Consider the following 24,698-nt stretch of genomic DNA (forward strand, 5'->3'; position numbering starts at 1 on the left):
TTCCCCCGGAAAGCGAATAAATCGCCCCATCGGGGCAATAGGCGCGACAGTCGCCATAATCCAGCCACCCTTGGGGAACCGTCGCCTTGCCAAGCGGTTAAGGTTACCATAACGATGATACTTCGGTCCCTGGGCGTGGGGTTATTCGGGGTCTTAATCGACGACTGGATTTAGGGGAGCTTCAAGTGAAACACATAGTCATCGCCGCCGTCGGCGCTCTGCTGGCCTCGGCCGGAAGCGCCGGAACGGCAGTCGCCCAGGACAACCTGTATCATCGACCGCCGCCGCCGCCGCCGCCTTCGTATTGCTGCGACAATCCCCCGCCTCCGTGCCGCGACGGAGGCCCTCGCGACCAATACGGAGTCTGCTTGTGCGACTACGAGGTGAATTGGTACAATACCCCGAGGCCGTGGCATGTCGTCCGCGCCGGCGGGCCGGGTGTCCGCATCCGCGGTCGGCCGATCACCATCGAGTCGGGCCGCATCGATATCCAGGGTCCGCCGATCTATGTCGAGGCCCCGCCCATCCGTATTCGGGCCCCACAGATTTATCTGCGCGCCCCTGAAGTTCACGTCCGACCGTCCGACATCACCGTCGAGCCGCCGGAAATCCACTTCTCCGGCTGCGAAGGCCTTATCGAGTGCGAGCCCGTCAGTCATGGCGGCAACACGGCGCCGGGCAGCTACGACGGCGAGCGCGGCTAGGACAAGACCAGGGACCGACCGGACCCGTCCGGCCGGTCCCGCCCTTGATCTGAAAAGAGAGGCCCGCGCCGCAAGGCGTCGGGCCTCTTTGATTCCGGAGATCTGCCGTCTTCAGTTCGAGTCGGCGGGAGCCTCGGCCGTCGCAGGGCCGGACGCACAGACATTCAAATTGCGCACCTCCCAGACCAGGGACATGTCGGCGCCGGCCAGAGCCATCCGCATGGCCTCGTCACACCTGTTTTCGCTCAACAGCTGGTAGACCTCGCCTCTCAGCGCCGCCCGGGCGACTGCGGCGTCGCGGAGAATCCTGGCCTCGCGTCGGTCATCGGGCAGGCACAGGGACAGCCAGGAGGCGTCGGCGCAACGCGCGATCAGCCGCGCCTGCCGGTCTGCCTCGGCCGAACTGATCTCAACCGGCGGCGCCAGGGTCGGCGCCGTGGGCGGAACGGGAACGGAAATCGCCGGCGCGTCGGTGATGACGGCCGATCCGGGCGGGGACGGTCGCAGGATCATCGCCGGCATCTTGCAGACCCAGCCCGCCGGCGTCGACTCGCAGGGCACCCGCACCTCCTGCGAACCCGGCGGCGGCGGCGAGACCGTAACGCCTTCAGGAGTCTGGCCGAGGCCGATCGCGAGCAGCAGTGAAATCATGACCCAATCCGACGTCTATCGGCACACATCATACTCCTGAAAGGACGTCGTGTATCCCTGTGTTCCGCAAGTTTCCTGTCGCGCGGTCAGGCGCGACGAAGGCTCAGCCGAGGCGCGCCTTCAACAGCAGCAGGCCTGCGGTCAACACGCCGTTCGCGGCCCAGAAGACGGCGGAATTGTCGACCGAGCGCGACCAGAGCACCCCGGCGCACAGGGCCACGGTTTGGGACCAGTGAACGCGAATCCGCGACCGTCAGCCCCGGAGGTCGTCGGGATTTTCGTCCTGCCGACGGCGGCCATCCTGCCCGTCATCGCCGCCGGGTTCGCCGTTGGACCGGTACCACCGCACCTCACGCCGGTCATGATCCCGCTCCATCTGCGCATCGATCCGGGCGCGGCGGGCCTCGCGTTCGGCGCGATAGTCCCGCTCCGGCGCGTCGAAGCCGAACCAGCGGCCGACACGGGTTTCCCGCCAACCGTCGCCGGGGGCTTCTGGCTGCGGCGGGGCGTGAATTACAGCCTCCTCCGCGTATCGGTTCGGTGCGCGACGCGGCGCCGACGCTCCGAAATCCTCTTCGTAGGGCGCATCGGCGACCTCGATCACCGATGGCGGAAACGGCCTGTATTCGAACCCCTCGACCAGATTGCCGACCTCCATCACGGATCCGGGCGTGATCTCGGGCTCGACCGGGGCCACGACCAGTATCTGCAGCCTCTCGCCGTCGAGGATCGGCCGCGGTCCCGGCAGGGCGACGGTGCGCACCGCCGCCACCCCGATCCCGACGACCGCCAGGGCGGCGACCAGGGCGATGTGATGCGGTCGGACGTTGGCGGCGAACCGGCGTGCGTGTTGTTTCAGCCGGTCGAGGTCGGATGGAGCTTCGAGCATTCAGGCAGCCGGAGAGGACGGGACACCCACGCAACCCGTCAGACCTGATCCGGTTCACGAACGGCGGTCGGTGGGCGCGGTGGCCTAGCCGCCCGCCTGACGCGACAGGGCGCCCTCGACCTGCAGGGTGGCATCGGTGTTCTCAACGACGCCGAGGCTGACGACGGCGATCCCGTGATCGCGTTCGAGCGCGGACATCCAGCCGAACAGGGCCGCGCTGGAGGCGTCGGGTATGCGGAAGGCCAACCGGCCCGAGGCGTCCATGCCCGTCGTCACATTCAGGCCCGCCGCGGCGGCCGTCCGGGTGACGAGCGGTTCGAAGCCTTCGACATCGATCACCGGCCGCGCGGCGGCGGTCGGCGCCGTCAGCCGAAGCCCGGTCTGCACCCAGGCCAGCTCCGCCTCGGCCCCGGCCCGGTCGGCGGCGGCCTGTTCACGCCAGCCAAGCATCGGACGAACGACGGCCAGCCAGACGAACACTGTCGCCAGAAGGACTCCCATCACGGCCAGCATACGCCGCTCGCGCAGGGTGCGCCCCTCCCACCACGGATACAGTCGGTCTGTCAGCCGCCTCATCGTGCGGCCCCTATAGTGATGTCGCTGACCACCCGGCCGCCGTCCTCCAGCGTGCCGGTCTCGGTCACAGCCATGCCTGCGTCGGCCATGGAGCGTCGGATCACGGTCATGTCGCCGTGCGCCGGATGGCTGATCGTGGCCTTCATCCCGTCGTCCGGATCGGCGATCAGAATGTCGAGCTCCGCCCCCTCGACGGCCTCGACGGCGGTGAACAGGGCGGCGGCCGCCGCCGTGATCCCGCCCGGAGGCGGCGCAGCGGCGACCAGTCGGCGCAGGGCCTCGACCGGATCAGGTTCCCGCGCCAGATCGGGCGAGACCGCCGCGATCGCCGCCAAGGCTTCGGACCGGGCGTCGCGCGCCGCGATGTTGTCGCGGATCGCTCCGGCCGAGACAAGAACCAGCGGCGACAGAATCACCAGCGTCGCCAGGATCGCCGCCCGTCTCCAGCCGCCGGCCGCCGTCGCCTCGCGCTCGCCCGTGTCCAGCAGGTTGATCGCCGGCGCCAGGGCCGTCGCGACCAGCGCCCGCTCGACAGCGGCGGGGTCCTGCACCGGGGCGATCCGCCGGCCGCCGGCGATCAGCTCGACCAGATCGGGCTGGACCGTGGCGGCGAACCGGCGGCCGCGCAGGGCCATGCCCTCGCCGAAGGACACCGCCGACAATGTGTCGTCGGCCTCGGGCTCACCCAGGGTCAGGACGTCGGGGACCAGCACATCGGCGCGCACGCCCAAGGCCGCGAGATAGTCCGTCCAGGCCTCCATCAGCGACCGGCTGACGACCGCGACCAGCCGCGGCTCTCCGGGCGCCGTGGGCGGCCCGAGCACGGTCGCCAGTCGGTCGGGCGTCGCCGCCACCTGATCCCGCAGCATCCAGGCCGCCGCCGCCCGGCCCTGAACGGTGCTGCCCGGCGGCAGGTCGAGCCAGCGGATCAGCACGTCGCCGCCGGGCGTCACGGCGACTGTCCGCATCGGCTCGGGCGCGGCGCCGCCGTCGAGCGTCAGCTCGCCCCGATCAAGGACATAGCCATCAGCCCCGATGATCAGGAAGGGCGCCGGCTGGCTGCCGGTCGCGGGAATGAGGATCAGACGGACGGGCTTCATTGTCGCGTCCTTGACCGGAACAGTGTGCGTTCGGCGGCCTGTCCTTCGGAGTCGTTGACGGTGATGTGGATGCGCAGCAGGTCGGGTTCGTCGGTGGGGGCGACGGTGCGGGTCCAAGTCCACGGGCGGTCGGCGAGCGGGGTTTGGCCAGTAGTGGTTCCCTCGCTGATCGACGGGGCGATCATGGCCTCGACGGCGAGGTTTTCGGCGACGATCCCGCCGAGGGTGCGGGTCTCGACGCGAGCGGCCGAACGGGTGTTCTCGCCGGACAGGTTCAACAGCGCCAGGGCGGCCAGGCTGAACACCGCAAGGGCCACCAGAAGCTCGATCAACGTAAAGCCATTCCTCTCAGCCATTGAGCGTCACCTCTCCGGCGCCGTCGACAGTAATGGTGCGGCTGTTGCGCTCGCGGGTCAGGGTCAGGGCGGCGGGCTCGGCCACGCCGGTGGGATCGAACACGATGCGCACCTCTGACGGTTCGACCGTCGCGCCCGCGGTCCAGATCTCCGGCCCGAACGGGCCCTCGTCCAGCGCCGACCATGCAGCGCCGTCGAACACCGTAAAGCCGTAGCCGGCGGAGGTCGCCTCGACCGCGACCGGGCGGTTGGACAGGATGGCTTCCTCGCGGGCGCGGCTCAGCCGGGCGGCGAACCGCTCGGCGTCCTCGGCCACCGACGGCCGCGGATCGGGCACAGACAGCACCACAGCCCCGGCGGCGAGGCCGATGATGGTGATCACCATCAAGAGCTCGACCAAGGTAAATCCCGAGCGGGATCCTTGGGCCCTACCCTTCCCAGTTGCCGAGGTCGGCGTCATTGCCCTCGCCCCCTTGCTTGCGGTCGGCGCCGAATGAGTAGACGTCGAACTGACCGCCGTGGGCGCTCTGGCGGCGGTATTGATAGGGTTCGCCCCAGGGGTCCTCGGGCAGGCGGCGCACATAGCCGCCCGGACGGTAGCGGTCGGGACTGGCCAGGCCCGTCGGGGCCTCGACCAGCGACCGCAGATCATCGGGGAAGTCCAGATTGTCGAGCCGATAGGTCTCGATCGCCTGCTCCAGGGTGGCGATGTCGGCCCTGGCCTTGGTCACCATGGCCCGGTCCTGACTGGGCAGGACATTGATCGCCACCACGGTGGCCAGCAGGCCCAGGATGACCACCACCACCATCATCTCGACCAGAGTAAAGCCAGCCCTGTTGGGGGCGCTACCGCTCGCCGCGCGGCGGCTCGCTGCTTGAGCGCGGGGCATGCGCGAAGCGCCAGGCCGCCCCCGGGTCCGACCATCGGTCGGCCCGAGGACAGGCTCCGGGTCGACAAGGCGGAGCCTTGTGACCGCGGCCCAAGCAACAATGCGACCCGCGCCTCGCTGGAGGATTGGAGCCAAAGACCTCTTCATCATCGTCTCCTCACCCCATGGCCAGGGTGTTGATCTGCAGGATGGGCAGCAGGATGGACAGGACGATCAGGGCGACCACGCCGCCCATGACCACGATGATGGCCGGCTCGATCAGGCTCAGCATCACCGCCGTGAACGTCGAGAACTCCCGCTCCAGATATTCCGCGGCGCGCTCCAGCATCGGCTCCAGCCGGCCGCCGGCCTCGCCCGAGGCGGTCATGGTCACCAGGATCGGCGGGAAGACGTCGGCCCGGCGCATCGCGGCCGACAGCCCCCCGCCCTCGCGCACCGCCTCGGCCATCGTCTCCGTGGCCAGCCGCAGGCGGCGGTTGGACACGGTCCGCGCCGTGATCGTCAGCCCCTCCAGCACCGGCAGGCCGGCCGTGATCATCGTCGACAGGGTCCGCGCCATCTTCGCCCCGTGCAGGTCGCGCGTCAGCCGTCCGATCAGGGGCAGGCGCAGGATCGCCGTATCCACTCCCATCCGGACGGCCGGATTACGCAGGGCCAGCACGCCGGCGACGCCCGCCGCCGCCAGCAGCAAGGCCGCCAGCCAACCCCAGTCGCGCATCCCGTTCGACAGGCCGATCACCAGCCGCGTCAGCAGGGGCAGGGTCTGGTTCATGCTATCGAACTGATCCACCACCCGGGGCACCACGAAGGTCATCAGGGCGATCACCACCCCGATGGCCACGACCGCCAGCACCGCCGGATAGACCAGGGCCGTGATCACCTTGCCGCGCACCACCTGATCGCGCTCCAGCCCGTCGGCCAGCCGCTCCAGAATGGGCGCCAGCGCGCCCGAAGTCTCGCCCGCCGACACCATGGCCCGGTACAGCGGCGGGAAGGCGGAGCCCTGCAGCGCCATGGCGTCCGACAGCCGACGCCCCTCCATCACCCCGGCATGCACCCCCTCCAGCACGGCGCGGACGGCGGGCCGGTCAGCCTGTATGGCGATGGCCCGCAGCGCCTCCTCTACCGGCGACACCGTCACCAGGGTGGCCAGCTGGCGCGTCACCAGGGCCAGGGTCCGCGAGTCGAGGCGACCGCCCTTGCGTGGCTGGACGCCTTCCGGCGCCCCCCGCGCCGGGGCGCCCCCACGCGACGGCGCGACCTCCAGCGGCATCAGCTTGCGGCGCGCCAGCAGGGCCCGCGCGGCGCCGTCGTCATCGGCGGTCAATGTCCCGCTGACCGTCCGGCCACCCGCATCCACCGCCACATAGTCGAACGCCGCCATCAGGCCGCATCCTCGCGCCCGGTCGCGGCGGCGACGGCGACGGCGAGCACGGGCTCGTCGTGGGCCTCCGCCGTCTCCTGACGCGTCACCCGCACCGCCTCCTCGACCGAGGTGACGCCCTCCAGCACCAGGCTGCGCGCCCGTTGGGTCAGGGTTTCAGCGCCCGCGAAGGCGACCGCATTGATCGCCTCCTCCCCGGCCTCGGCGGCGATCAGACGGCGCACCCGGTCATCGACCCGGATCACCTCATAAAGACCCACCCGCCCCACATAGCCGGTCTGGTTGCACTGGCTGCACCCCTGCGGCCGCCACACCGTCTGGCCGACCTTGACCCCGGCCAGCCTTGCGGTGGCCTTGTCCGCCCCTTCCGGCCGCCGGCAGTCGCCGCACAGCCGGCGCACCAGCCGCTGGGCCACGATCAGTCGCAGGGTCGAGGCCAGCAGGAAGGGCTCCACCCCCATGTCCCTCAGCCGCGTCACCGCCCCGGCCGCGTCATTGGTGTGCACCGTCGACAGCACCAGATGGCCGGTCAGAGCCGCCTGCACCGCGATCCGGGCGGTTTCGACGTCGCGGATCTCGCCGACCATGACCACGTCCGGGTCCTGACGCAGGATCGCCCGAAGGCCCGCCGCGAAGGTCATGCCGACCTTGGGATTGACCTGGGTCTGGCCGACGCCGTCGATGGCGTATTCGACCGGGTCCTCGACCGTCAGGATGTTGCGCGTCGCGTCATTGAGCAGCGACAGGCCGGCGTAGAGCGAGGTCGTCTTGCCCGAGCCCGTCGGGCCGGTGACCAGGATGATGCCGTTAGGCTCCCTCAGCGCGGCGCGGAAGGCCTCCAGCGCATCGGGCGCCATGCCCAGCCGGTCCAGCGTCAGCCCGGCCTGATCGCGGTCCAGAATGCGCAGCACCACCCGCTCGCCCATCCGCGACGGCAGGGTCGAAACGCGCACGTCCAGCGTCTTGCCGCCCAGCGCCAGCGGGATGCGCCCGTCCTGGGGCACCCGCTTCTCGGCGATGTCCAGCCGCGCCATCACCTTGATGCGCGACACCAGCAGGGGCGTGATCCTGGGGTTCAGCGACAGGGTCTCGCGCAACACCCCGTCGATCCGCATCCGCACCGTCAGCGCCGTCTCGAACGGCTCCAGATGGATGTCCGAGGCCCCCGCCCGCACGGCTTCCGCGATAATGCCGTTGATCAGCCGGATCACCGGCGCGTCGTCGGCGGTGTCCAGCAGGTCGGCGGCGGCCGGAATGTCGTCGATCAGGCTCTCCAGCCCCGACGGCATCGACAGGTCGTCGCCGTCCGCGGCGCTCAGGTGATCGCCGGCATAGACCTGCGAAAGCCGCCGGTCGAAGGTCGCCTGATCCAGCGGCTCGACCCTGAGCGGCCGCCCCAGCGCCCGGCGCGTCTCGATCAGGGCCGACGGATCGGCTCCCTCGCGCAGGCCCACCACAGCGATCTCGCCCGCGTCCAGCAGGATCACCCCGTGCCGTTTGGCGAAGCCATAGGGCAGCGTCGGATTGATCAGGGTGATCATGACCGCATCACTCGCCTGACGAAGCGACCGGATCGGCCGGCGGCAGCGGGGCGACGGTCACCTCGCCCACGGGGGCGGTGACGACGTAGTCCGGCGCAACGGGCGGCTGGGTCCGCATATAGTCGCGCAGCATCTCATCGAGGCTGGGTTCGACCCCGGGCGCATTGTTGAGCTGTTGTCGGCGCATATAGCCCCAGCGGTCCGCCGCCAGCGCCTGGGCGTCGGCCGGGCTGCGGATGATGGTCGGGCGGATGAACACCATCAGATTGGTCCGCCCGCGCTGGCGGCTGGTCGAGCGGAACAGGCCGCCGATATACGGCAGATTGCTCAACCCCGGCACGCCATCGACCGACAGCCGGTCGTTCTGGTCCAGCAGGCCGCCGGCCACCGCGATGTCGCCGTCGTCGACCACCAGCGTCGTCTCCAGCTCGCGCTTGTTCAGCACCAGATCGCTGGCGGAGTTGGTCAGGACGCCGTTGATGCTGGACACCTCCTGACGCAGGAACAGGGTGATCGAGCCGCCGGCGTTGATCTGCGGCCGGACGATGAGCTTGACCCCGATGTCCTGACGCTGGGTCGTGCGGAACGGATTGGAGTTGCCGTCCAGCAGGGTCTCGCCGGTCGTGATCGGCACCTCCTGACCCACCAGTATCGTCGCCTCCTCATTGTCCAGAGTCATCAGTGACGGCGTCTGCAGCAGGTTGGAGCCCGCATCGGTCTTGGCCGCGTTGATGATGAAGCCGAACAGGCCATCGCCGATCCGTCCGCCGCCGCCGCCGATGAAGCCATTGGCCCCCAGCAGGGTGTTCAGCGCCAGTTCCTGCAGCTGCTCACGCAGGGGGTCGTCATCCTCCAGTTGGCCCGCCGCCGCCCCGCCCGCGATCGGAACCAGCGCCCCGGCCCGGTCCGAGTAGTTGGTCAGGCCGACCGGATTGCCGTCTTCGCCCGCCAGCAGCCACTGCACCCCCAATTCGCGCACGGCGTTGTCCGACAGCTCCACCACGATCGCCTCGATCAGCACCTGCTGGCGCCGCTGATCCAGCTGACGGATCACCTCCGCCAGCATCCGCTGCGTATCCGCCGAGGCCGAGATCACCAGCGCATTGGCCCCCGGGAAGCGGGCGATGACGGCGCGCTGGCCGGGTAAGGGCGCCGGGACGCCGGCGGGGGTAACGCCTGCGGCGGCGTCAGCCGTCCCGCCACTTCGACCGGAGGCCGGAGCGTTGGCGCTGGCCGGGGTGACCTGTTGGCCCACGACCTGTTGCAGCACCGGCAGCAGGGCCTCGGCGTCGGCGTGCTGCAGGAACACCACCCGCACGTCGTCGGCGCTCTCGGCCCGGCGGTCCAGATCCTCGATCAGCGGACGGATGCGCGCCATCGCCGCCGGATCGCCACGCAGCACGATGGAGTTGGAGCTCTCGACCGGCGTCACAGACACCATCCCGGAGCCCGGCTGCCCGCCCGGCGGGGCCAGCACCGTCTGCAGGACGCCGGCGATCTCGCGCGCGGAGGAGTTCTCAAGCGTCACCACCTCGAACCCGGTCCGGTCCACGTCGATCCGCCCGATCAGCGCCCGGATGCGCGCCAGATTGTCGGAGAAGTCGGCCACCACCACGCTGTTGGCGCCCGGATTGGCCAGCACCTGGCCCTGCGCCCCGACCAGCGGCCGGATCGTCTCGGCCGCCGAGGCCGCGTCGATATTCCTCAGCTGGAACACCTCGGTCGAGAACCGCTCCGATCCCACGGTCGCGGGTCCCTGGGCCGCGCCTTGCGCCGGGCTGATCCGGTAGGCCCCCGAGGCCGTCGGCGTCACCACAAGACCATTAGCCCTGAGCGTCGACAGAAAGACCTCGAACAGCCGGGTCCGGCTCAGCGGCCGGTCGCTGGTCACCGTCACCGTGCCCGTCACCCCCGGATCGACGATGAATGTCCGCCCCGTCGACCGCGCCACGTCCTGGATGAAGGCGCGAATGTCCGCCCCCTGCACGTTCAGCGTCTGGGACTGGGCCCACACGGGCCCCGCCGCCAGCGGACCCTGGACGGCCAGAACGGCCGCCATCACAGCGCCGATCACATTGGATCGCTTCATCGGCCGGTCCCCAGGGTGGAGGTCTGCACCTGCCCGTCCCGCTCATAGCGAATCTCTGCGACAGAACTGTTCGCAAGCTGGCCGCGCAGGGCGGCGATCCGCTCGAGACTGTCCAGCGGCTGGCCGTTCACCGCCAGGATCACATCCCCCGCCTGAAGCCCCGCCGCCCGCAGCACCGCCGCGTCGCCCGCTCCCGACACTGTGAACCCGTCCAGCCGCGCTCCCCGCATCCGCGGCCGCAGTCCCGCCTGCGTCATCAGCCGCGCCGGACCGACGCTTGCGCCGGCGACCGCGGCCGGCGCAGGGCCGGGCGGCGTCACCGTCTGCGGCCCGGGCGGCGGCGGCGGCGGTTGAGCCACGCCCATCGGCACGTCCGAGAAGATCAGCCGGCTCACCGACGACCCGCGCGCCAGCGTTACATGATCCGGTCCCACGCCGCGCAACACCAGCCCCGGCTCAACCTCTTCGCCCACCCCAACCGACACCTGCCGTCCATCCGCGAGCCCGATGATCGCCGAACCGCCCCCGGCCCCGTCCGAGCGTAGCCCGTACAACCGCATCTGCCCGCTGCCGGCCGCACTCGCCTCCGCCAGACTGCTCTGCCCCCCCGTGCGGAAAAAGGCGTCAAAACGCTGGAAAACCGAAAAATCGACCGGCTTGATCGGGGCCGAGGTCTCCGTCGTCGCAGCGCCGGCGTGCTGCGGCTCGGCCACAATCCACACCAGCCGGCCCAGCTGAACCGCCAGCACCAGCGCCAACGCAATCTCCACGGCCGCCCGCACCCGGTATGGCCGGCTCGCCAGAGCCTGACGAGCCTCCATGCTGAAACTACGCACTGCGGCGATCACTGTGGCTTCCCCAGGCAGGCCCCCGACGGCCCCCTCACATTCGTAGCCCAATCGCCTGGTCCGGGCTACACGGGCGCAGACGAAAGGCCGCAGCGGCGCGACGCCTTCCTCAAGAGATCGGACCGTGACGCCAGCGATCCTCGGAATGTTGCTGGGTGGCTCTGGCGTCATCGTCGGAGGCCTTCTCGCCCGGCTGAGCCTGCGCCTGCCCCACGACGACGACGGCGCGCCTCCCGGCCCGCGCCGGTATGGGTTCATGGTCCTCGCCGCAGCCGCGATCGGCGCCTGGGCCGCCCTCGCCCAGCCCACGCCGCTCGCCGCCGCCCTGACCGCCCTGCTGGGCTGGCAGTTGCTGTTGATCGCCGTGATCGACGCCGAACATTTCCGCCTGCCGGATCAGTTGACCCTGCCCCTGCTCGCAACCGGCGGCCTCGCAGCGGTGCTGCTGCATCACACCGCCCCGCCCGACGCCGTGATCGGCGCCGCCGTCGGCTTCGCCGGCCTGTGGCTGCTGGCCTTCTTCTATCGCCGGCTTCGCGGCCGCGAAGGCCTCGGCGACGGCGACCCCATCCTGCTGGCCGCCGGCGGCGCCTGGGTCGGCTGGATCGGCCTGCCGTCAGTCCTGCTCTGGGCTTCCGCCGCCGGCCTTAGCTTCGTGGCGGCGCGGCTGCTGGTCGGAAAGCGCGTGTCAGCGACGGACCGCCTGCCCTTCGGCCCCTGTCTGGCTGCAGGCATTTGGCTGACCTGGATGGTCGGACCGCTGGGCCTCTAGCGAACAGCTGCCAAGGTCGTGGCGGCGTCCCTGTAGCGCGCGTGCTCCCGCGCCGTCATGCAACGGGGCGTGCTCCAGGCGGGGTCCGAGACCCTCACCGACAGCGCCTCATGGGCAGTGACGAAGATCGGCGCAGCGCCATGCTCGCGGGTGAAGGCCCGGCGGGTTGCGGCGTCCGTACCGCAGATCATGACCGCGCGCGCATTGGGTCGGGCCGACGGCTGTCCACTGTCGCCGGCGCTCGCCAGTCCGGCCGGAAGGTGCGCGGCGGCGGCGAAGGCTGCAAGGCCGATGAAGGGGGTGAAAGCGCGCATACAGTCTCTCCCGAACGCCTGAAACAGTCAGGACCCGGAGGATTAATGCGCCCTTCTCGCCGATTGTAAAGGTTATGCGACGACTGGAAGTATGAAATTTGACATTTGCCCCGTCACCGGACGTTTAAAGCCCCTTCAGGCCCGGAGCTGACGTTTGAGGGTGGGAGGCCCGGCAGGCCGCCGCGCACCACGCCGTCCACGATCACAGGCAGGTGGCCGGTTCGCTTCCGAGGGCTGGAATCAGGATCAGGCGGGTCGGTTTCATTCTTCGGGAGTCCAGCGTTGGATCACGGTGCGCACACGCCCGTCGGATCCGGCTTCCAGCAAGGCAGTACGGACGGCCCGGGAGCCGCCCAATTCGACATCGACCCGCAGATCGAAGAAGCGGGTCAGGACGGTGATCTGGTCACGGGCCTCCTCATCGACCTGGACCACGGCCATGGCCGGCTGGGCCCAGAAGGCGGCAGCGTCCATCCACCCCTCGCGCGGCCGCGCCGCGATCACCGCGCGCGCCTGCTCGGGCCCGACGGCGCCGTTGGTCAGCATGGTCAGCAGCGGCGCCTGCTCCGGCGTCAGGGTGTTCACGTTCAGGGGCGACAGGCGCGAAGTCGGCAGGGCGCAGAGGTACGGCCGCAGCCTGCGATAGGTCTCGGCGTCCACACCCCTGACCGCCCGCAATTCGCTGACCTCCGCCAGCATGGCGCCGCCTGTCCTATAGGGGGTGGCAAGGCCCGCATAGGCCCCGTCTTCAGCCCCCAGCGGCATCGGCGTCGTGTCGGCGTCCAGCCAGTCGGTCAGGGCGTCGGCGATCGCGCGCATCCGACTATCGGGCGCTCCGACGGCCCGGCCCAGCGCCCGGAACTGCAGCGCCCCCAAGGGACGCGCCGTCAGATCCTCGCCGACCCCCAGGGCGAGGCTGTTGAGGTTGAAACACGCCTGGCCGTCGGTGACCGTCGCAGTGATGGCGCCTCCGTCGATCGGAAAGGTCATAGGCCGCCCGTTCCAGGCCGGCTCCAGCGGCGTACGCGCCGGTGCGCCCGCCAGCAGGCGCGTGATCTGGCCCCGTGCCAGATTTTCGGCTCCCGCAGCATACCACTGGGCCTGGCTCTGGAACTCGACGTTCGCCGTGCGCCGGACGGAGAAGCGCACATCGTCGAGGATCGCCACCGCGACCACGGACATGACCGCGACCAGCAGCAGCACGGTCAGCAGGGCCATGCCCTCCCGATCGGTCCCCCGCCGCCTCATCGGCCGCTCCCGACGACGAACAGCTGATCGACCCGCCCATAGCCCTCGATCGTCATCCCGATCTGCACGGCTTCGGGCAGGGGCCGGTCGATACTGGAGATGAAGGCGGGGGCCGCCTCTCCGTCGCGCATGAACGCCACGGTGACATCGCGCACCCCGCGGTAAAGCACCTGGGGCGGACCCGGTCGGGCGCCATCCAGATGGCTGGAGGCGCGCCGTTCGAGCCGGTCCTCGACCAACCGGTACTCCACCCGTTGCAGGGACGGCCGCGCCTGTTCGCCGGGATTGCTCCAGCCGGCGCGGTTCAGCACCAGGATCGGATCGCCGGGCGCGGCGGCCCCGACGATCGGCTGGGGCGTCGGCCGGCCCGTGGGGCCGCGCGACCGGCGGGCCGTGGCCTGACCGAGGTCGGCGCGTAACAGACCGCGCATCCTTTGCAAGTCGCCGACCCGGTCGCTGGCCGCCTTGACGGCGAGCCGGTTGTCGATGGCGCCGCTCAATACGGCCGCACCCGCGCCCGCCAGCATGGCGAAGATCATCAGCGAGATCATGACCTCGACCAGGGTGAAGCCTTCTTTGTCGGGGCCGCGGTCGTCGGCCCTTCGGGACCTCCCGACCCGGAGCCTGTCCTCGGGCCGACCGAAGGTCGGACCCGGGGGCGGCCCGGCGCTTCGCGCACGCCACACGCGGCGAGCGTTGGCGCCCCAGCCCGCGCTCAGGCAGCGAGCGACCGCGTCGCGAGCGTTAGCGCCCGGCGTCATGTCTCCCAGTTGCCGAGGTCGGCATCATTGCCCTCGCCCCCTTCCTTGCGGTCGGCGCCGTAGGAGTAGACGTCGAACTGGCCGCCGTGGGCGCTCTGGCGGCGGTATTGGTAGGACTCACCCCAAGGGTCCTCGGGCAGGCGGCGCACATAGCCGCCCGGACGGTAGCGGTCGGGACTGGCCAGGCCCGTCGGGGCCTCGACCAGCGACCGCAGATCATCGGGGAAGTCCAGATTGTCGAGCCGATAGGTCTCGATCGCCTGCTCCAGGGTGGCGATGTCGGCCCTGGCCTTGGTCACCATGGCCCGGTCCTGACTGGGCAGGACATTGATCGCCACCACGGTGGCCAGCAGGCCCAGGATGACCACCACCACCATCATCTCGACGAGCGTAAAGCCTTCCTTGTGGGGGCCACGGTCACAGGGCTCCGCCCTGTCGACCCGACGCGGCCTGGGGCTGCGCGCCTGCCATGCCCTCACGCAGCGAGCCGCCGCGCGGCGAGCGTTAGGGCCCAGGAGCTGTGTGCTGAAACTGCGAACTGCGCCGATCACTGTGGCGTGCCTCAAGCGGACCCAGACGGCCCGGCGCCTACCTAGACCGATCGTCCGTGTCCGGGCTTCATGGGATCATGACGGCCCGGAGAACTTGCCGTGACGGTTGCGACGCGTGCGGACGAACCGCCGCAAATCTGTCTTGTCATCCGGGTCGGGAGGCGGTCAGGCGACCGCCTCCCCAAGCCGTCTAGAAGCGAGCGGTCAGACTGACCGAAGCACTGGATCCCAGCTCGTAGTTGTTGATCAGGATCTTGTTGCCCAGTTCCTGAAACTCGTCGAAATCCGTGTTCAGCAGGTTGCGAAGTTCGAGAGCGAAGCCGAGGTCGCGGCCGCCGACTTCGAAATCCTTGCGGTAGACGAAGTCGAGGAAGATGCCCGGATCCTGGATATAGTCGGGCTCCCGGCTTCCGGCGGCGCCGGCGCCGCGGGCCGTGATGCGCTCGCTGACATAGTTGACGATGATCGTCGCCTGTGACCGGGCCGTATCGTCTTCCCAGCCCAGTTGCAGGTTGGCGACATGCTCGGACTGGCCCTGGAGACGGCTGCCGTCCTCGATGAAGAAGGTGGCGTCTTCATGGGCGCCCCCGCCGCCCGGGGTTCGGACGAAGTCACCGGTCTCGACGTTCACTTCGGAGTTGGCCCAGGTGTAGTTCGCCTGCATCAGCCAGCGCTTGTCGGCGATGAAGGACCAGCCGTTGTCGGGGAATTCGAGGAATTTCTTCGCTTCGATCTCGGCCCCGAAGATCGTGGCTTGCGGGGCGTTCAGGAATGACTGCTGCCGCTGGTCGCCGCTAAGCACCACCACCGATTCCACGGGCCTTTCGATGTCCTTGTAGAAAACCCCGGCCGTCACATACTGCTGACGAGCGAAAAACCACTCGTAGCGGGCGTCGACATTGAGCAGTTCGGTATCCACCAGGAACGGGTTGCCGGTGAACTCCCGATCGCTCTCGGGATCGATATAGGACTGGGGGGCCAGTTCGCGGAACTGCGGACGGCCGATGGTCTGGGAGGCGCCGAGTCGCAGCTGCTGGTCTTCGGCGAAATTCCACGTCGCCGTCAGCGCCGGCAGATAATACCGCTCCTCGATTTCCGTCGCAGCGAAGCTGGGAGCGCCGCCGAACAGATCACGTGGGGTGACCGACTGCTGGCCGTCCTCGAAACGGACGCCGCCCGTCACACGGACCAGCGGAATGATCTCCGCATCGACCTGCACATAGGCCGCATTGACCTGGAGTTCGGCGGCATAGGCGCCGGCTCCGTTGGTCCCCGCGATTTCCCGCAGTTCAATGGTCGTCGGATTGATGTTGAAGTCCGAGTAGAGGTAGTCGATCCGGGACTCCCGCTGTTCGTCGGTAAGGGCGCTGACCGCCGACAACTGAAGATCACGGCGGGTGGCGTCGCGGCTGCTGTCCAGGTAGGCGACGCCCGCCGAAACGACGATTTCGCGATAGTCCGAGAGCGGGAAGGTGTAGCTGACGTCCGCCCCGCCGGAGATGAGATCCTCATCCAGCTCGCTGAATGAAATCTGGTTGGACGGGTTGTGGATGAAGTCGCCCGCCCCGTTCACGCCGTACTGGAAACGGGACTCATAGGGGGCGTCGCGCGATGTTCTGGCGTAGGCCGCCCGCCAGTTGAACTCCAGCGCCCCGTCGGCGAACTGGTGCTCGCCGGCCAGCTGGCTCGAGTACAGCTGGCGCACAAACCATTCGGCGTAGTCGTCACGCAGGATGCCGCCGCCGACGCTGAGGTCAGGACCCACGCTGATGCGGGCCTCCTTGGTGGTGCTCCGGACGAAGAAATTGGTCCACTTCAGTTCATGCTCGTCGGTCGTCAACGACAGCCCGCCGAGGAAATTCAGCTGAATGTCATTCTGATTGGACTCGAAGGCCTTGTCGGTGACCGGCACCAGGACCGCGCCGGAAAACTGGCCTTCCTGCTGGGACCCCTGACGCATGCTCCAGCTGTTGGAGTAGCCCGCCACCGCGATGACCCCGAGGGTCCCGAGGCTGCTGTCGCTCGACATGCCGCCGGCGAAGTCGAAGCCGAAATTCACCGGGGTCGTGTCCCGCTGCAACAGCCGGAGCGGCGCGTTGACCAACGAATGGCCCATCCGCTGGAGCTCGTCGGTCGTGAAATTGGACCGGTTGATCTGTTCTCCCGAGCCGAAGGCCAGGGAGATGGGACCGGGAATTTCCCGCGTGCCGTCGTCGAAGCCGGTGAAGTCGGTGCGCGACCCGAAATAGATCAGGCCTTCCCGGTTGGTGGTCTCGGTGTTGCCGCCGACCGAGGCCGACATCGAGAAGAAAGGATCAATGGGCGCGTCCACGGTGCGCAGGTCGATGACCCCGCCGCCGAACTCGCCCGGGAAGTCGACCGAATAGGATTTCTGGACGGTGACGCTCTCAAGGATGCTGGACGGAAACAGATCCAGCGGCACCACGCGTTGCAGCGGCTCGGGGCTCGGCAGCGGCGAGCCGTTTAGCAGGGCGGAGGAATAGCGTTCGCCGAGGCCGCGGACGTAGATGAACCGTCCCTCGACCACGGTCAGGCCCGTCACCCGGGCCAGGGCGCCGGCGGCGCTGCTGTCGCCGGTGCGCTCGAGATCCTCGGAGGTCAGGAAGGCCGCCACCTCGGCGCTTTCACGGTTTGGTTCCGGAATGTAGCGGCCGAGCACGACGACCTCGTCCAGCTCGCCGACGGCTTCGGGCTCATCCTGGGGGGCGGACGCCTGCAACACGGCCGGCGAGGTTTGAGCACAGGCGAGGCCGGGCGCGATCAGCGCGCTGGTGGCCAGGAGGACCCCGCTCAGGGTCAAGGTAACGGTCTTCATGATCTGCGCCTTGAAGGAGTTCAACGGACTGGGCGAAAGCCGGAGGCGGCCCTGGCGGGCCGCCTCCGCATCCGTCGTCAGCAGGTCGCGCCGGCCGTGAGGCCGCAGGTCCAGCCCTGCCACCATGTGTCGGCGGCGTTCTGGACGGCGCCGATGTAGGTGGTGTTCTGGAAGAACGCGTAGGTCGTGGCCGCGGCGACCGGGGTCACGGCGTTTTCGTTGGCGCCGTTGATGAAGGTCAGAACCTGATTGCTCAGGCTCGTGCCCGACGCCGGGGCCGTCACGGTCGAAGTCCCGGCCGCGGTGTTGTTCGTCCCGGCCGTGAAGGCCGCCGTCGACAGCGCGGTGTTGGCCGGCCGGTACGACAGGGTGCAGGACATGAAGATCGAGTTGAACGTCACGCCGCTGGTGGCCGTGTCGGCGTCGTTGATGGCCATACAGCCGGCCAGCGAGCCCGAGACGGCGGTGAACACCGAGTTGATGATGGTGGCGTCGGTTCCAGAGTCGAAGTGGGCCACTGTGTGGGCATCGGTGGTCGCGTTGCGGCCGACCAGGGTCCAGTTGGCGATCTTCGGCTGGGAGACGTAGCGACTGGCCAGCGGCACGGACGCCGGGGCGGACGAGAACTCGAAGCCGGCGCTGCGGCTGGTCGAGCCCGCAGGACGCTGGGTGACGATGCCGAACTGGGCGCCGCCGCGCCAGCCGGTGTCGGTGTCCATTCCGTCATCGTCCGCGCCGGTGATGACCACATGGCGCAGGTTGACGTTGCCGCCGAAGATTTCGATCCCGTCGTCGGAGCTGTTGTGGACCTGGATGTGATCGACCGTGGTGCCCGAACCGACGCCGGCCATGGTCAGGCCCTGGAGTTCGTTGCCGGCCGAGATTTCGAAGCCGGAAAACCTGATCTGGACATAGCGCAGGCGGCCCGAGTTATCGGCGGTCGTGTTGCCGCCGTAGAAGGCGCTGGTGCCTTCGACCGTACCGGTGCAGGTCACAGGCACCGTCAGCTGGCAGTTGGCCTGCGGCGCACGGCCGGCGAGGACGACGCCGCCCCACTGACCTTGCGAGCTTTCGGTCGTTGTGCCCTCGACGTTCTGACGGCTGGTGAAGACGATCGGGGTGGTGACCGTGCCTTCGGCGAACAGCTGCGAGCCGCGGTTGACCAGAAGATAGTCCGAACCGCCCGAGGCGAAGATGCGCACGCCGGCTTCGATGGTGAGGATGCCCTGGACGCTGCCGGCGATCGGGGCCGCCGGGTCGACGCCCTGGTCGGTGCCGACCGCGGTTCGGCCGCTGATGGAGTAGATGGTGCCGGCGCGCAGCGGAACTGTCAGGGCGCCGTTGATCTGTTGCGGCAGTTGGCAGGCGCGGAGCGTGCCGCCGGCCACTACGCCGACATTGGCGAATCCGGTCGGGCAGTCGGTCGCCGGGGTTCCCGGAGGAGGTGTGACCGGTCCGCCGCCGCCGCCTCCCGTGCCGCCGCCGAAATCGCCTTCTCCGGGCGACGCGACTTCGGCCGAGCCGCAGGCGGCGAGTGTGAGGGCGCTGGCGGAGATCGCGAGCAGGGTCGTCAGTCGAAAGCCGGTCATTATTTCCACCGTGGCTGATCCAAAGGAACACACGGCAGATGGCGCCTGAGCACTCAGCTCTGGTCGCGACGACGCATACGCCCCACCTGCCCGGCGATCTCGATAGAAGTCCGATGTGACAGGGCCGACGCCGAACGGTGACGGTTCAGACGCCCTTGTGTGAAGTTGTTTTCGCCGTTCGGTGAAACACCGTCCCGGCACGGCGCGATTGTCTTCAAGCGCTCGCCGGACCTTCGCGTTTCTCGCACCGACCCGACACAAATTTGCAGTGACGCGGGGCCGGTGGTTCAGGGGCTCCGGGCGCGGGGCTCCGGGCGCGGGGCTGGCGAGGCAGGTGGCGCCAGGGACCGTTCTCTCTGAAGCGTCGCCCCGGGTTCGCCGCCCGGTCACTGCAGGAAGGTCTGGCGGAGACGCAGGGATTCGAACCCTGGGTACCCCTTACAGGGTACGACGATTTAGCAAACCGTTGCCTTCAGCCACTCGGCCACGTCTCCGGCAGGCGGCGTGATTAGCCGAGCAAGCGGACCGGCGCAACGGTCAACACGCGAGGCGCTCGCGAATGGCCCAGCGTTAACGGGACAGTGAGGGCGGGCGTGCATGGTGGGCGGGAACTCCCCCGCCGCGAGCCCCATGACCGAAGCCGTCCGCCGCCATTCGTTCGACGCCGCCCTGTCGGAAACGGGCGTCATGGACGCGTCAGGCCTTCAGGCCCTCGCCGCCGCGGCCGTGTCCGCGCCGCCGGAGGCCGTCGCAAAGGGCGCGGCCCGACGCGGCCCGTTCCGACCCGAAGTCTGGCTGAACGCGCGTCAGCGGCACGCTTCGAGGCTCGCAGCCCACTATTTTCGCGCCTTCGACACCCTTGCCGTGGTCGCCGTCAGCCTGTTGTGCGCCTGGGCGGCGGCGCCGGGCGCCCTGATCCATACCGAGGTGTCGCGGGTCATGCCCTTTGTCATCGGCGCGGCGACTGTGCTGGGCCTGATGCGGTCGTTGGGGCGCTACCGGTTCGCGCGGGGCCAGAAGACGGCGCGGCATCTGGCCTCGGTCGCCGCCGTAGTGCTGGCGGGCGCGGTCATGGCGCTGCTCGCCGGCTGGGTCCTGCGCGGGGCGGAGGCGCAGGAGTCGGCCTATCTGGTCTGGGCCGGGCTGGTGCTGATCACGCTCAACGCCCTGCACATCGGCTGGAGCGACATGGTCGGACGGTGGCGCGCCTCGGGCGCCCTGACGCCCAATATCGTGCTGGTCGGGGCGACCCGGCATGCGGAGTCCCTGATCCGCGAGGCCCTGAAGCGGCGCGATCTCAATGTGCTGGGCATTTTCGACGACCGGCTGGCGCGCAGACCCCGGGCCATCGAGGGGGTGCCGGTGCTGGGCACCGCGGCCGAACTGCTGACCCACAAGATGACCCCCTATGTCGACCGCATCGTGCTGGCCATCGACCCCCGGGCCGAGGCGCGGGTGCGGGAGCTCAACGCGACCCTCCAGACCCTTCCGCATGAAGTCACCCTGCTGGTCGAACCCGATGGCGCGGACGAGACCCGATCCGCGCTCGACCGGCTGGCGGCGGCGCCGCTGGCCGATGTGCAGGGGCCGGTCGATGATGACCGCCGGGCCTTCAACAAGCGGCTGCAGGACATGGTCCTCGGCCTGATCGCCCTGGTTTTGCTGGCCATCCCCATGGCCATCGTGGCGATGGCCATCCGGCTGGACAGTCCGGGGCCGATCTTCTTCCGCCAGCGCCGTCATGGCTTCAACCACGAGGAAATCGTGGTGTGGAAATTCCGCTCGATGAAGCAGGAGGCTGCGGACGCCACAGCCAGCCGGCAGGTGACCCACGACGACGACCGCGTCACCCGCATCGGCCGCTTCATCCGCAAGACCAGCCTGGACGAGCTGCCGCAACTGCTGAACGTCATCGCCGGCGAGATGTCGCTGGTCGGACCCCGGCCGCACGCCATCGGCATGAAGACCGGCCACGTTGAGAGCGCACGACTGGTCGCCGACTACGCCCACCGCCACCGCATCAAGCCCGGCATGACCGGTTGGGCCGCCGTCAACGGCTCGCGCGGACCGCTGCACACCGCCCAGGACGTGCGCCGCCGGGTGCAGCTCGACATCGACTACGTCGAGCGTCAGTCCCTGTGGATGGATCTGTGGATCATGGCCATCACCGTGCCTGTGCTGCTGGGCGACCGCAGCGCCGTACGATGAAAAGAGCACGCTGATGTTCTGGCGCGGCGTCTGGGGCTATCTGCCGGCGAACATCGTGCAGGGCGTGGTCGGCTTCCTGGCCATCATCCTGTTCACCCGGCTGTTGAGCCCCGCCGATTTCGGCCGCTACGCCCTCGCCTTTTCGGTCCTGACCCTCGCCCACGTCGCCGTCTTCACCTGGCTGGAGGCGGCCATGGCGCGCTTCTGGGCCTCCGGCAAACCGGGCAGCGATCTCGCCGGACATTTCGCCAGCCTGTACCGCGCGGCGACGTGGCTGAGCGTCGCCTTTGTTCCGGTCGTCGTTCTGGTGTTGTGGCTATGGCCGGCCGACCCCCTGTTGAAATTCGCCCTCGCTGCGGGGCTGGCCGGCTGCCCGGTTCGGTGTTTCGTCAAACTGGCGCAGGAGCGGTATCGCGCCGCCGGCGAGGTTGCGAAGGCCGCCAATCTGGACATGTCGGTGGCGGTCGGCGGACTGCTTATCGGCGTTGCCTTCGCCCTGGGCGGAGCCGGCGGAGCCGCGCCCCTGCTGGGTCTGGCGCTGGCTCCGCTGGCGGCCCTGCCCTTCGTCCTGCCGGGCGAACTGCATCACGCGCGGGGCGGGACGGCGGAGCGCGGGAGACTGCGTTCCTACGCCGTCTACGGCTATCCGATCGCAGCTTCGCTGGCGCTGACGGTGGTGCTGGCCTCGACCGACCGGTTTCTGCTGGCGGTCTATATGGATGAGGCCGCGGTGGGCGCCTATCATGCCAGCTATTCGATCGCCAACCGGACGCTGGACGTCCTGTTCCTGTGGCTCGGCACCGCGGGTCAGCCGGCCCTGGTGATGGCGCTGGAGCGTGGCGGACTGGACCGGCTCAAGGTCGCCGCGCGCGAACAGCTGTCGACCTTCCTGCTTCTCGGCCTGCCCGCGGCGGCGGGGGTGGCGCTGGTCGCCAGGCCTCTGGCCGAGGTTCTGATCGGAGAGGAACTGCGGTCGGCTGCGACCGGCGTGACGCCGTGGATCGCCCTGTCGGCCCTGCTGTTCGGCCTCACCGCCTATTATTTCGGACAAGCCTTCACCCTCGGCAAGAAGACGAAGCAGCTGCTGATCGCCATGGCCATTCCGGCGGGACTGAATGTGGTCCTGAATCTGATTCTGGTGCCCCGCTTCGGGCTGATGGGCGCCGCCTGGGCCACGGCGGCCAGCTTCGGCGTCGGCATGATCGCCACCTGGCTGATCGGCCGCCGGGTCGTGGCCCTGCCGATCCCGTGGGAGAGTCTGGCGCGTTGCGGCGTAGCGACCGGGATCATGGCGTTCGTAGTCTCGCGGCTGCCGGCGTTCGGCGGCCTGGGCGAGCTGATCCTCGATGCGGGCGTCGGCGGACTGGTCTATGCCGCCGCCGCCTTGACGCTCAATGCGGCCGGGGTGCGCGACGTGGCCCTGCGGCTTCTGGCGCAGCGCGGTCTCTGGAGTGCGGCGGTATGAGCGCCCGGGCGAAAATGACCGACAGCCCCGCCTGGAAGGCGGCGGAGCCCGCCGTCTCGGTGTTGATCCCCTTCCTGCGCGACGATCCCTCCGAACTGCTGAACCTGCTCGATGAGGAGGCTGGTTCGGTCGATGGCGCGGTCGAGATCGTCGTGCTGGACGACGGCACCCGGGATGCGGCCCTGACGGCGCGGCTGGCCGGCCAGATCAAGGCCATGACCCTGCCCGTCCGGCTCATCACCCTGCCCGCCAATGAGGGGCGGTCCATCGGGCGCAACCGGCTGGCCTCGGCGGCGCGCGGCGGCAGCCTGCTGTTCCTCGACAGCGACATGCGGCCCGATCACCGGCGCTTCCTGCGCGACTGGGCCGACCTGGCGGCGCGCGAGGATCCGGCGGTCGCCTTCGGCGGCTTTTCCCTGCTGCAGGCCCCGACCGACGCCCGCTTCGCCGTCCACCGCGCCATGGCCGCGAAATCGGAGTGCGTGCCGTATATGGAGCGGGCCAGACAGCCCGAGAAATACGTCTACACCTCCAACCTGCTGGTCCGCCGCGACGTGTTCGAGGCCGAGGCCTTCGACCCCGGCTTCACGGGCTGGGGCTGGGAGGATGTGGAATGGGCCATGCGCGTGTCGCGCCGGTTCCGCGTCGTCCATCTCGATAACGCCGCCACCCATATGGGACTCGACACGGTCGCGGCCCTCGCCGGCAAATATGAGCAGTCGGCCCCGAATTTCGCCCGCATGGCCCATCGTCACCCCGAGATCGTCGCCGCCTATCCCAGCTACAAGGCGGCCCGGCTGCTGAAGCGGTTGCCAGCCCTGCCCCGGCTGCGGCGCTTGATGCGGCGCGGGGCCGACACGGACTGGCTGCCGGTGGGTGCGCGGGCCTTCTCCCTGCGCCTCTACCGCGCCGCCCTCTATGCGGACGCCGTGTGATGGCCGAGGTCGCCGTCATCGTCCCGACCCTGAGGCGGCCCGAAAGCCTCGAGCGCGCCCTGCGTTCGCTGTTCGCCCAGACCGGCGTCGCCGACCGGGTTTCCGCCATCGTCGTGGTCGACAATGATCCGGTCGGATCAGCGGCGGCCACGGTCGAGGCCCTGCGCCAAAGTTCTCCCTGGGTCCTGACCTATGTGCACGCGCCCCGGCCCGGCGTCGCCACCGCCCGCAACGCCGGACTGGCCGCGACGGACGCTCCGTTGATCGCTTTTCTCGACGATGACGAGGCGGCCTCGTCGGGGTGGCTCGCGGCCCTGCTGAAGGCCCAGGCGGACACCGGCGCAGACGCGGTCTTCGGCCCGATCACCGGCCGGGCGCCGGACGCCGTCGCCTGGCTGAAGCCCTGGCTTGAGCAGTTCTTCGGCCGCGAGGGTCCCGAGCGGACCGGGCTGATCGATCATCCCTTCGGCTGCGGCAATTCCCTGATGGTGCGTAGTTCGGCCCTGCCCGGCCTGGCTCCGTTCGACGCTGGCGCGGATCAGGCGGGCGGCGAGGACGACGCCCTGTTCGCAGCGCTCGCGGCGCGCGGCGGCCGCTTCGGCTGGGCCGCTGACGCCTGGGTCGAGGAGTTCGCTCCGGCCCATCGCGCCACCCTGAACTACGCCCTCGCCCGCGCCTTCGCCTATGGCCAGGGGCCCAGCCAGACGGCGGCGGCGGCAAGAGACTGGCCCGGCGTGGCCCGCTGGATGGCCATCGGCGCGGCGCAGACCGCAGTCTGGGGCGTGGTCTCGGCGGCCCTGACCGTCATCGCCAGCCCGAAGCGCGCTGAGATGTATGACCGCACCGCGCGCGGCATTGGAAAACTGTTCTGGATGAAGGGGTTCGAGCCGCGGTTCTACGGCGCGCGCGAACTGGCCCGGCTCGAGGCGGCGAAGGTCTAGAGCGTGGCCCGTTTTGTTGGAATCGGGATTCCCAAATCGGTGGTGATCTG

Annotated in this window: 23 protein-coding genes and 1 tRNA gene; 6 read left to right on the forward strand and 18 right to left on the reverse strand. The window is 69.4% G+C overall.

Annotated features, from left to right (window positions below):
* Positions 1 to 185 precede the first annotated feature (185 nt).
* Positions 186 to 704: a hypothetical protein gene (locus ACTIEW_RS11315; RefSeq protein ID WP_439478005.1), complete on the forward strand. Its 519-nt coding sequence runs from the start codon at positions 186 to 188 to the stop codon at positions 702 to 704.
* 111 nt (positions 705 to 815) lie between these two features.
* On the opposite strand, the gene ACTIEW_RS11320 is transcribed toward ACTIEW_RS11315, so the two are convergent.
* From ACTIEW_RS11320 to ACTIEW_RS11370, 11 genes are all read right to left on the reverse strand, one after another.
* Positions 816 to 1,355: a hypothetical protein gene (locus ACTIEW_RS11320; protein ID WP_439478006.1), complete on the reverse strand. Its 540-nt coding sequence runs from the start codon at positions 1,353 to 1,355 to the stop codon at positions 816 to 818.
* Positions 1,356 to 1,608: 253 nt separating this feature from the next.
* Entirely contained in the window at positions 1,609 to 2,244 is a 636-nt protein-coding gene (locus ACTIEW_RS11325; protein WP_439478007.1) for a hypothetical protein, read from the reverse strand.
* An 84-nt stretch (positions 2,245 to 2,328) separates the two neighbouring features.
* Positions 2,329 to 2,820, reverse strand: a complete 492-nt coding sequence (gene gspM / locus ACTIEW_RS11330) for a type II secretion system protein GspM (RefSeq protein WP_439478008.1) — start codon at positions 2,818 to 2,820, stop codon at positions 2,329 to 2,331.
* Positions 2,817 to 3,920 (reverse strand): type II secretion system protein GspL, encoded by a 1,104-nt coding sequence (gspL, locus tag ACTIEW_RS11335; protein ID WP_439478009.1) that lies wholly within the window; start codon positions 3,918 to 3,920, stop codon positions 2,817 to 2,819. The genes gspM and gspL overlap by 4 nt, the downstream gene beginning before the upstream one ends.
* On the reverse strand, positions 3,917 to 4,276 hold the full coding sequence (gspI, locus tag ACTIEW_RS11340; RefSeq protein ID WP_439478010.1) for a type II secretion system minor pseudopilin GspI: 360 nt from the start codon (positions 4,274 to 4,276) through the stop codon (positions 3,917 to 3,919). The genes gspL and gspI overlap by 4 nt, the downstream gene beginning before the upstream one ends.
* On the reverse strand, positions 4,269 to 4,661 hold the full coding sequence (locus tag ACTIEW_RS11345; RefSeq protein WP_439478011.1) for a GspH/FimT family pseudopilin: 393 nt from the start codon (positions 4,659 to 4,661) through the stop codon (positions 4,269 to 4,271). Before ACTIEW_RS11345 ends, gspI begins: the two co-directional genes overlap by 8 nt.
* A 43-nt stretch (positions 4,662 to 4,704) precedes the next feature.
* On the reverse strand, positions 4,705 to 5,166 hold the full coding sequence (gene gspG, locus ACTIEW_RS11350) for a type II secretion system major pseudopilin GspG (RefSeq protein ID WP_439478012.1): 462 nt from the start codon (positions 5,164 to 5,166) through the stop codon (positions 4,705 to 4,707).
* 157 nt (positions 5,167 to 5,323) lie between these two features.
* Positions 5,324 to 6,550, reverse strand: coding sequence for a type II secretion system inner membrane protein GspF (gspF, locus tag ACTIEW_RS11355; protein WP_439478013.1), 1,227 nt, complete (start codon positions 6,548 to 6,550; stop codon positions 5,324 to 5,326).
* Complete coding sequence (gene gspE, locus ACTIEW_RS11360) at positions 6,550 to 8,091, reverse strand: type II secretion system ATPase GspE (RefSeq protein WP_439478014.1); 1,542 nt, start codon at positions 8,089 to 8,091, stop codon at positions 6,550 to 6,552. Before gspE ends, gspF begins: the two co-directional genes overlap by 1 nt.
* A gap of 7 nt (positions 8,092 to 8,098) precedes the next feature.
* On the reverse strand, positions 8,099 to 10,180 hold the full coding sequence (gspD, locus tag ACTIEW_RS11365) for a type II secretion system secretin GspD (RefSeq protein ID WP_439478015.1): 2,082 nt from the start codon (positions 10,178 to 10,180) through the stop codon (positions 8,099 to 8,101).
* A complete protein-coding gene (locus ACTIEW_RS11370) occupies positions 10,177 to 11,028 on the reverse strand; it encodes a type II secretion system protein N (protein ID WP_439478016.1) in 852 nt (283 codons plus the stop codon). Before ACTIEW_RS11370 ends, gspD begins: the two co-directional genes overlap by 4 nt.
* Before the next feature lie 124 nt (positions 11,029 to 11,152).
* Between ACTIEW_RS11370 and ACTIEW_RS11375 the strand changes: the two genes are divergently transcribed.
* On the forward strand, positions 11,153 to 11,800 hold the full coding sequence (locus ACTIEW_RS11375; protein WP_439478017.1) for a prepilin peptidase: 648 nt from the start codon (positions 11,153 to 11,155) through the stop codon (positions 11,798 to 11,800).
* Here ACTIEW_RS11375 and ACTIEW_RS11380 read toward each other — a convergent pair.
* The 7 genes from ACTIEW_RS11380 to ACTIEW_RS11410 all read right to left on the reverse strand — a co-directional run bounded on the left by ACTIEW_RS11380 (position 11,797) and on the right by ACTIEW_RS11410 (position 19,593).
* A complete protein-coding gene (locus ACTIEW_RS11380; RefSeq protein WP_439478018.1) occupies positions 11,797 to 12,114 on the reverse strand; it encodes a hypothetical protein in 318 nt (105 codons plus the stop codon). The two genes, ACTIEW_RS11375 and ACTIEW_RS11380, sit on opposite strands and share 4 nt — an antisense overlap.
* 261 nt (positions 12,115 to 12,375) lie before the next feature.
* Complete coding sequence (gspK, locus tag ACTIEW_RS11385; RefSeq protein WP_439478019.1) at positions 12,376 to 13,332, reverse strand: type II secretion system minor pseudopilin GspK; 957 nt, start codon at positions 13,330 to 13,332, stop codon at positions 12,376 to 12,378.
* A gap of 26 nt (positions 13,333 to 13,358) precedes the next feature.
* Positions 13,359 to 14,123, reverse strand: a complete 765-nt coding sequence (gspJ, locus tag ACTIEW_RS11390) for a type II secretion system minor pseudopilin GspJ (RefSeq protein ID WP_439478020.1) — start codon at positions 14,121 to 14,123, stop codon at positions 13,359 to 13,361.
* Positions 14,120 to 14,602, reverse strand: a complete 483-nt coding sequence (gene gspG, locus ACTIEW_RS11395; RefSeq protein WP_439478021.1) for a type II secretion system major pseudopilin GspG — start codon at positions 14,600 to 14,602, stop codon at positions 14,120 to 14,122. Before gspG (ACTIEW_RS11395) ends, gspJ begins: the two co-directional genes overlap by 4 nt.
* 262 nt (positions 14,603 to 14,864) lie before the next feature.
* A complete protein-coding gene (locus ACTIEW_RS11400; RefSeq protein WP_439478022.1) occupies positions 14,865 to 17,636 on the reverse strand; it encodes a TonB-dependent receptor domain-containing protein in 2,772 nt (923 codons plus the stop codon).
* A complete protein-coding gene (locus ACTIEW_RS11405; protein ID WP_439478023.1) occupies positions 17,588 to 19,099 on the reverse strand; it encodes a hypothetical protein in 1,512 nt (503 codons plus the stop codon). Before ACTIEW_RS11405 ends, ACTIEW_RS11400 begins: the two co-directional genes overlap by 49 nt.
* Before the next feature lie 402 nt (positions 19,100 to 19,501).
* Positions 19,502 to 19,593, reverse strand: a tRNA-Ser gene (locus tag ACTIEW_RS11410).
* A 136-nt stretch (positions 19,594 to 19,729) separates the two neighbouring features.
* Here ACTIEW_RS11410 and ACTIEW_RS11415 point away from each other — a divergent pair.
* Genes ACTIEW_RS11415 through ACTIEW_RS11430 form a run of 4 tightly spaced genes read left to right on the forward strand, consistent with a single transcriptional unit; the run spans position 19,730 to position 24,648 of the window.
* Entirely contained in the window at positions 19,730 to 21,307 is a 1,578-nt protein-coding gene (locus ACTIEW_RS11415; RefSeq protein WP_439478024.1) for an exopolysaccharide biosynthesis polyprenyl glycosylphosphotransferase, read from the forward strand.
* 13 nt (positions 21,308 to 21,320) lie between these two features.
* A complete protein-coding gene (locus ACTIEW_RS11420) occupies positions 21,321 to 22,772 on the forward strand; it encodes a lipopolysaccharide biosynthesis protein (protein WP_439478025.1) in 1,452 nt (483 codons plus the stop codon).
* A gap of 14 nt (positions 22,773 to 22,786) precedes the next feature.
* On the forward strand, positions 22,787 to 23,707 hold the full coding sequence (locus ACTIEW_RS11425) for a glycosyltransferase family 2 protein (protein ID WP_439478026.1): 921 nt from the start codon (positions 22,787 to 22,789) through the stop codon (positions 23,705 to 23,707).
* Complete coding sequence (locus tag ACTIEW_RS11430) at positions 23,707 to 24,648, forward strand: glycosyltransferase family 2 protein (RefSeq protein WP_439478027.1); 942 nt, start codon at positions 23,707 to 23,709, stop codon at positions 24,646 to 24,648. Before ACTIEW_RS11425 ends, ACTIEW_RS11430 begins: the two co-directional genes overlap by 1 nt.
* Positions 24,649 to 24,698: the final 50 nt, after the last annotated feature.

The organism is Brevundimonas sp. (assembly GCF_051860745.1).
Taxonomy (GTDB): domain Bacteria; phylum Pseudomonadota; class Alphaproteobacteria; order Caulobacterales; family Caulobacteraceae; genus Brevundimonas.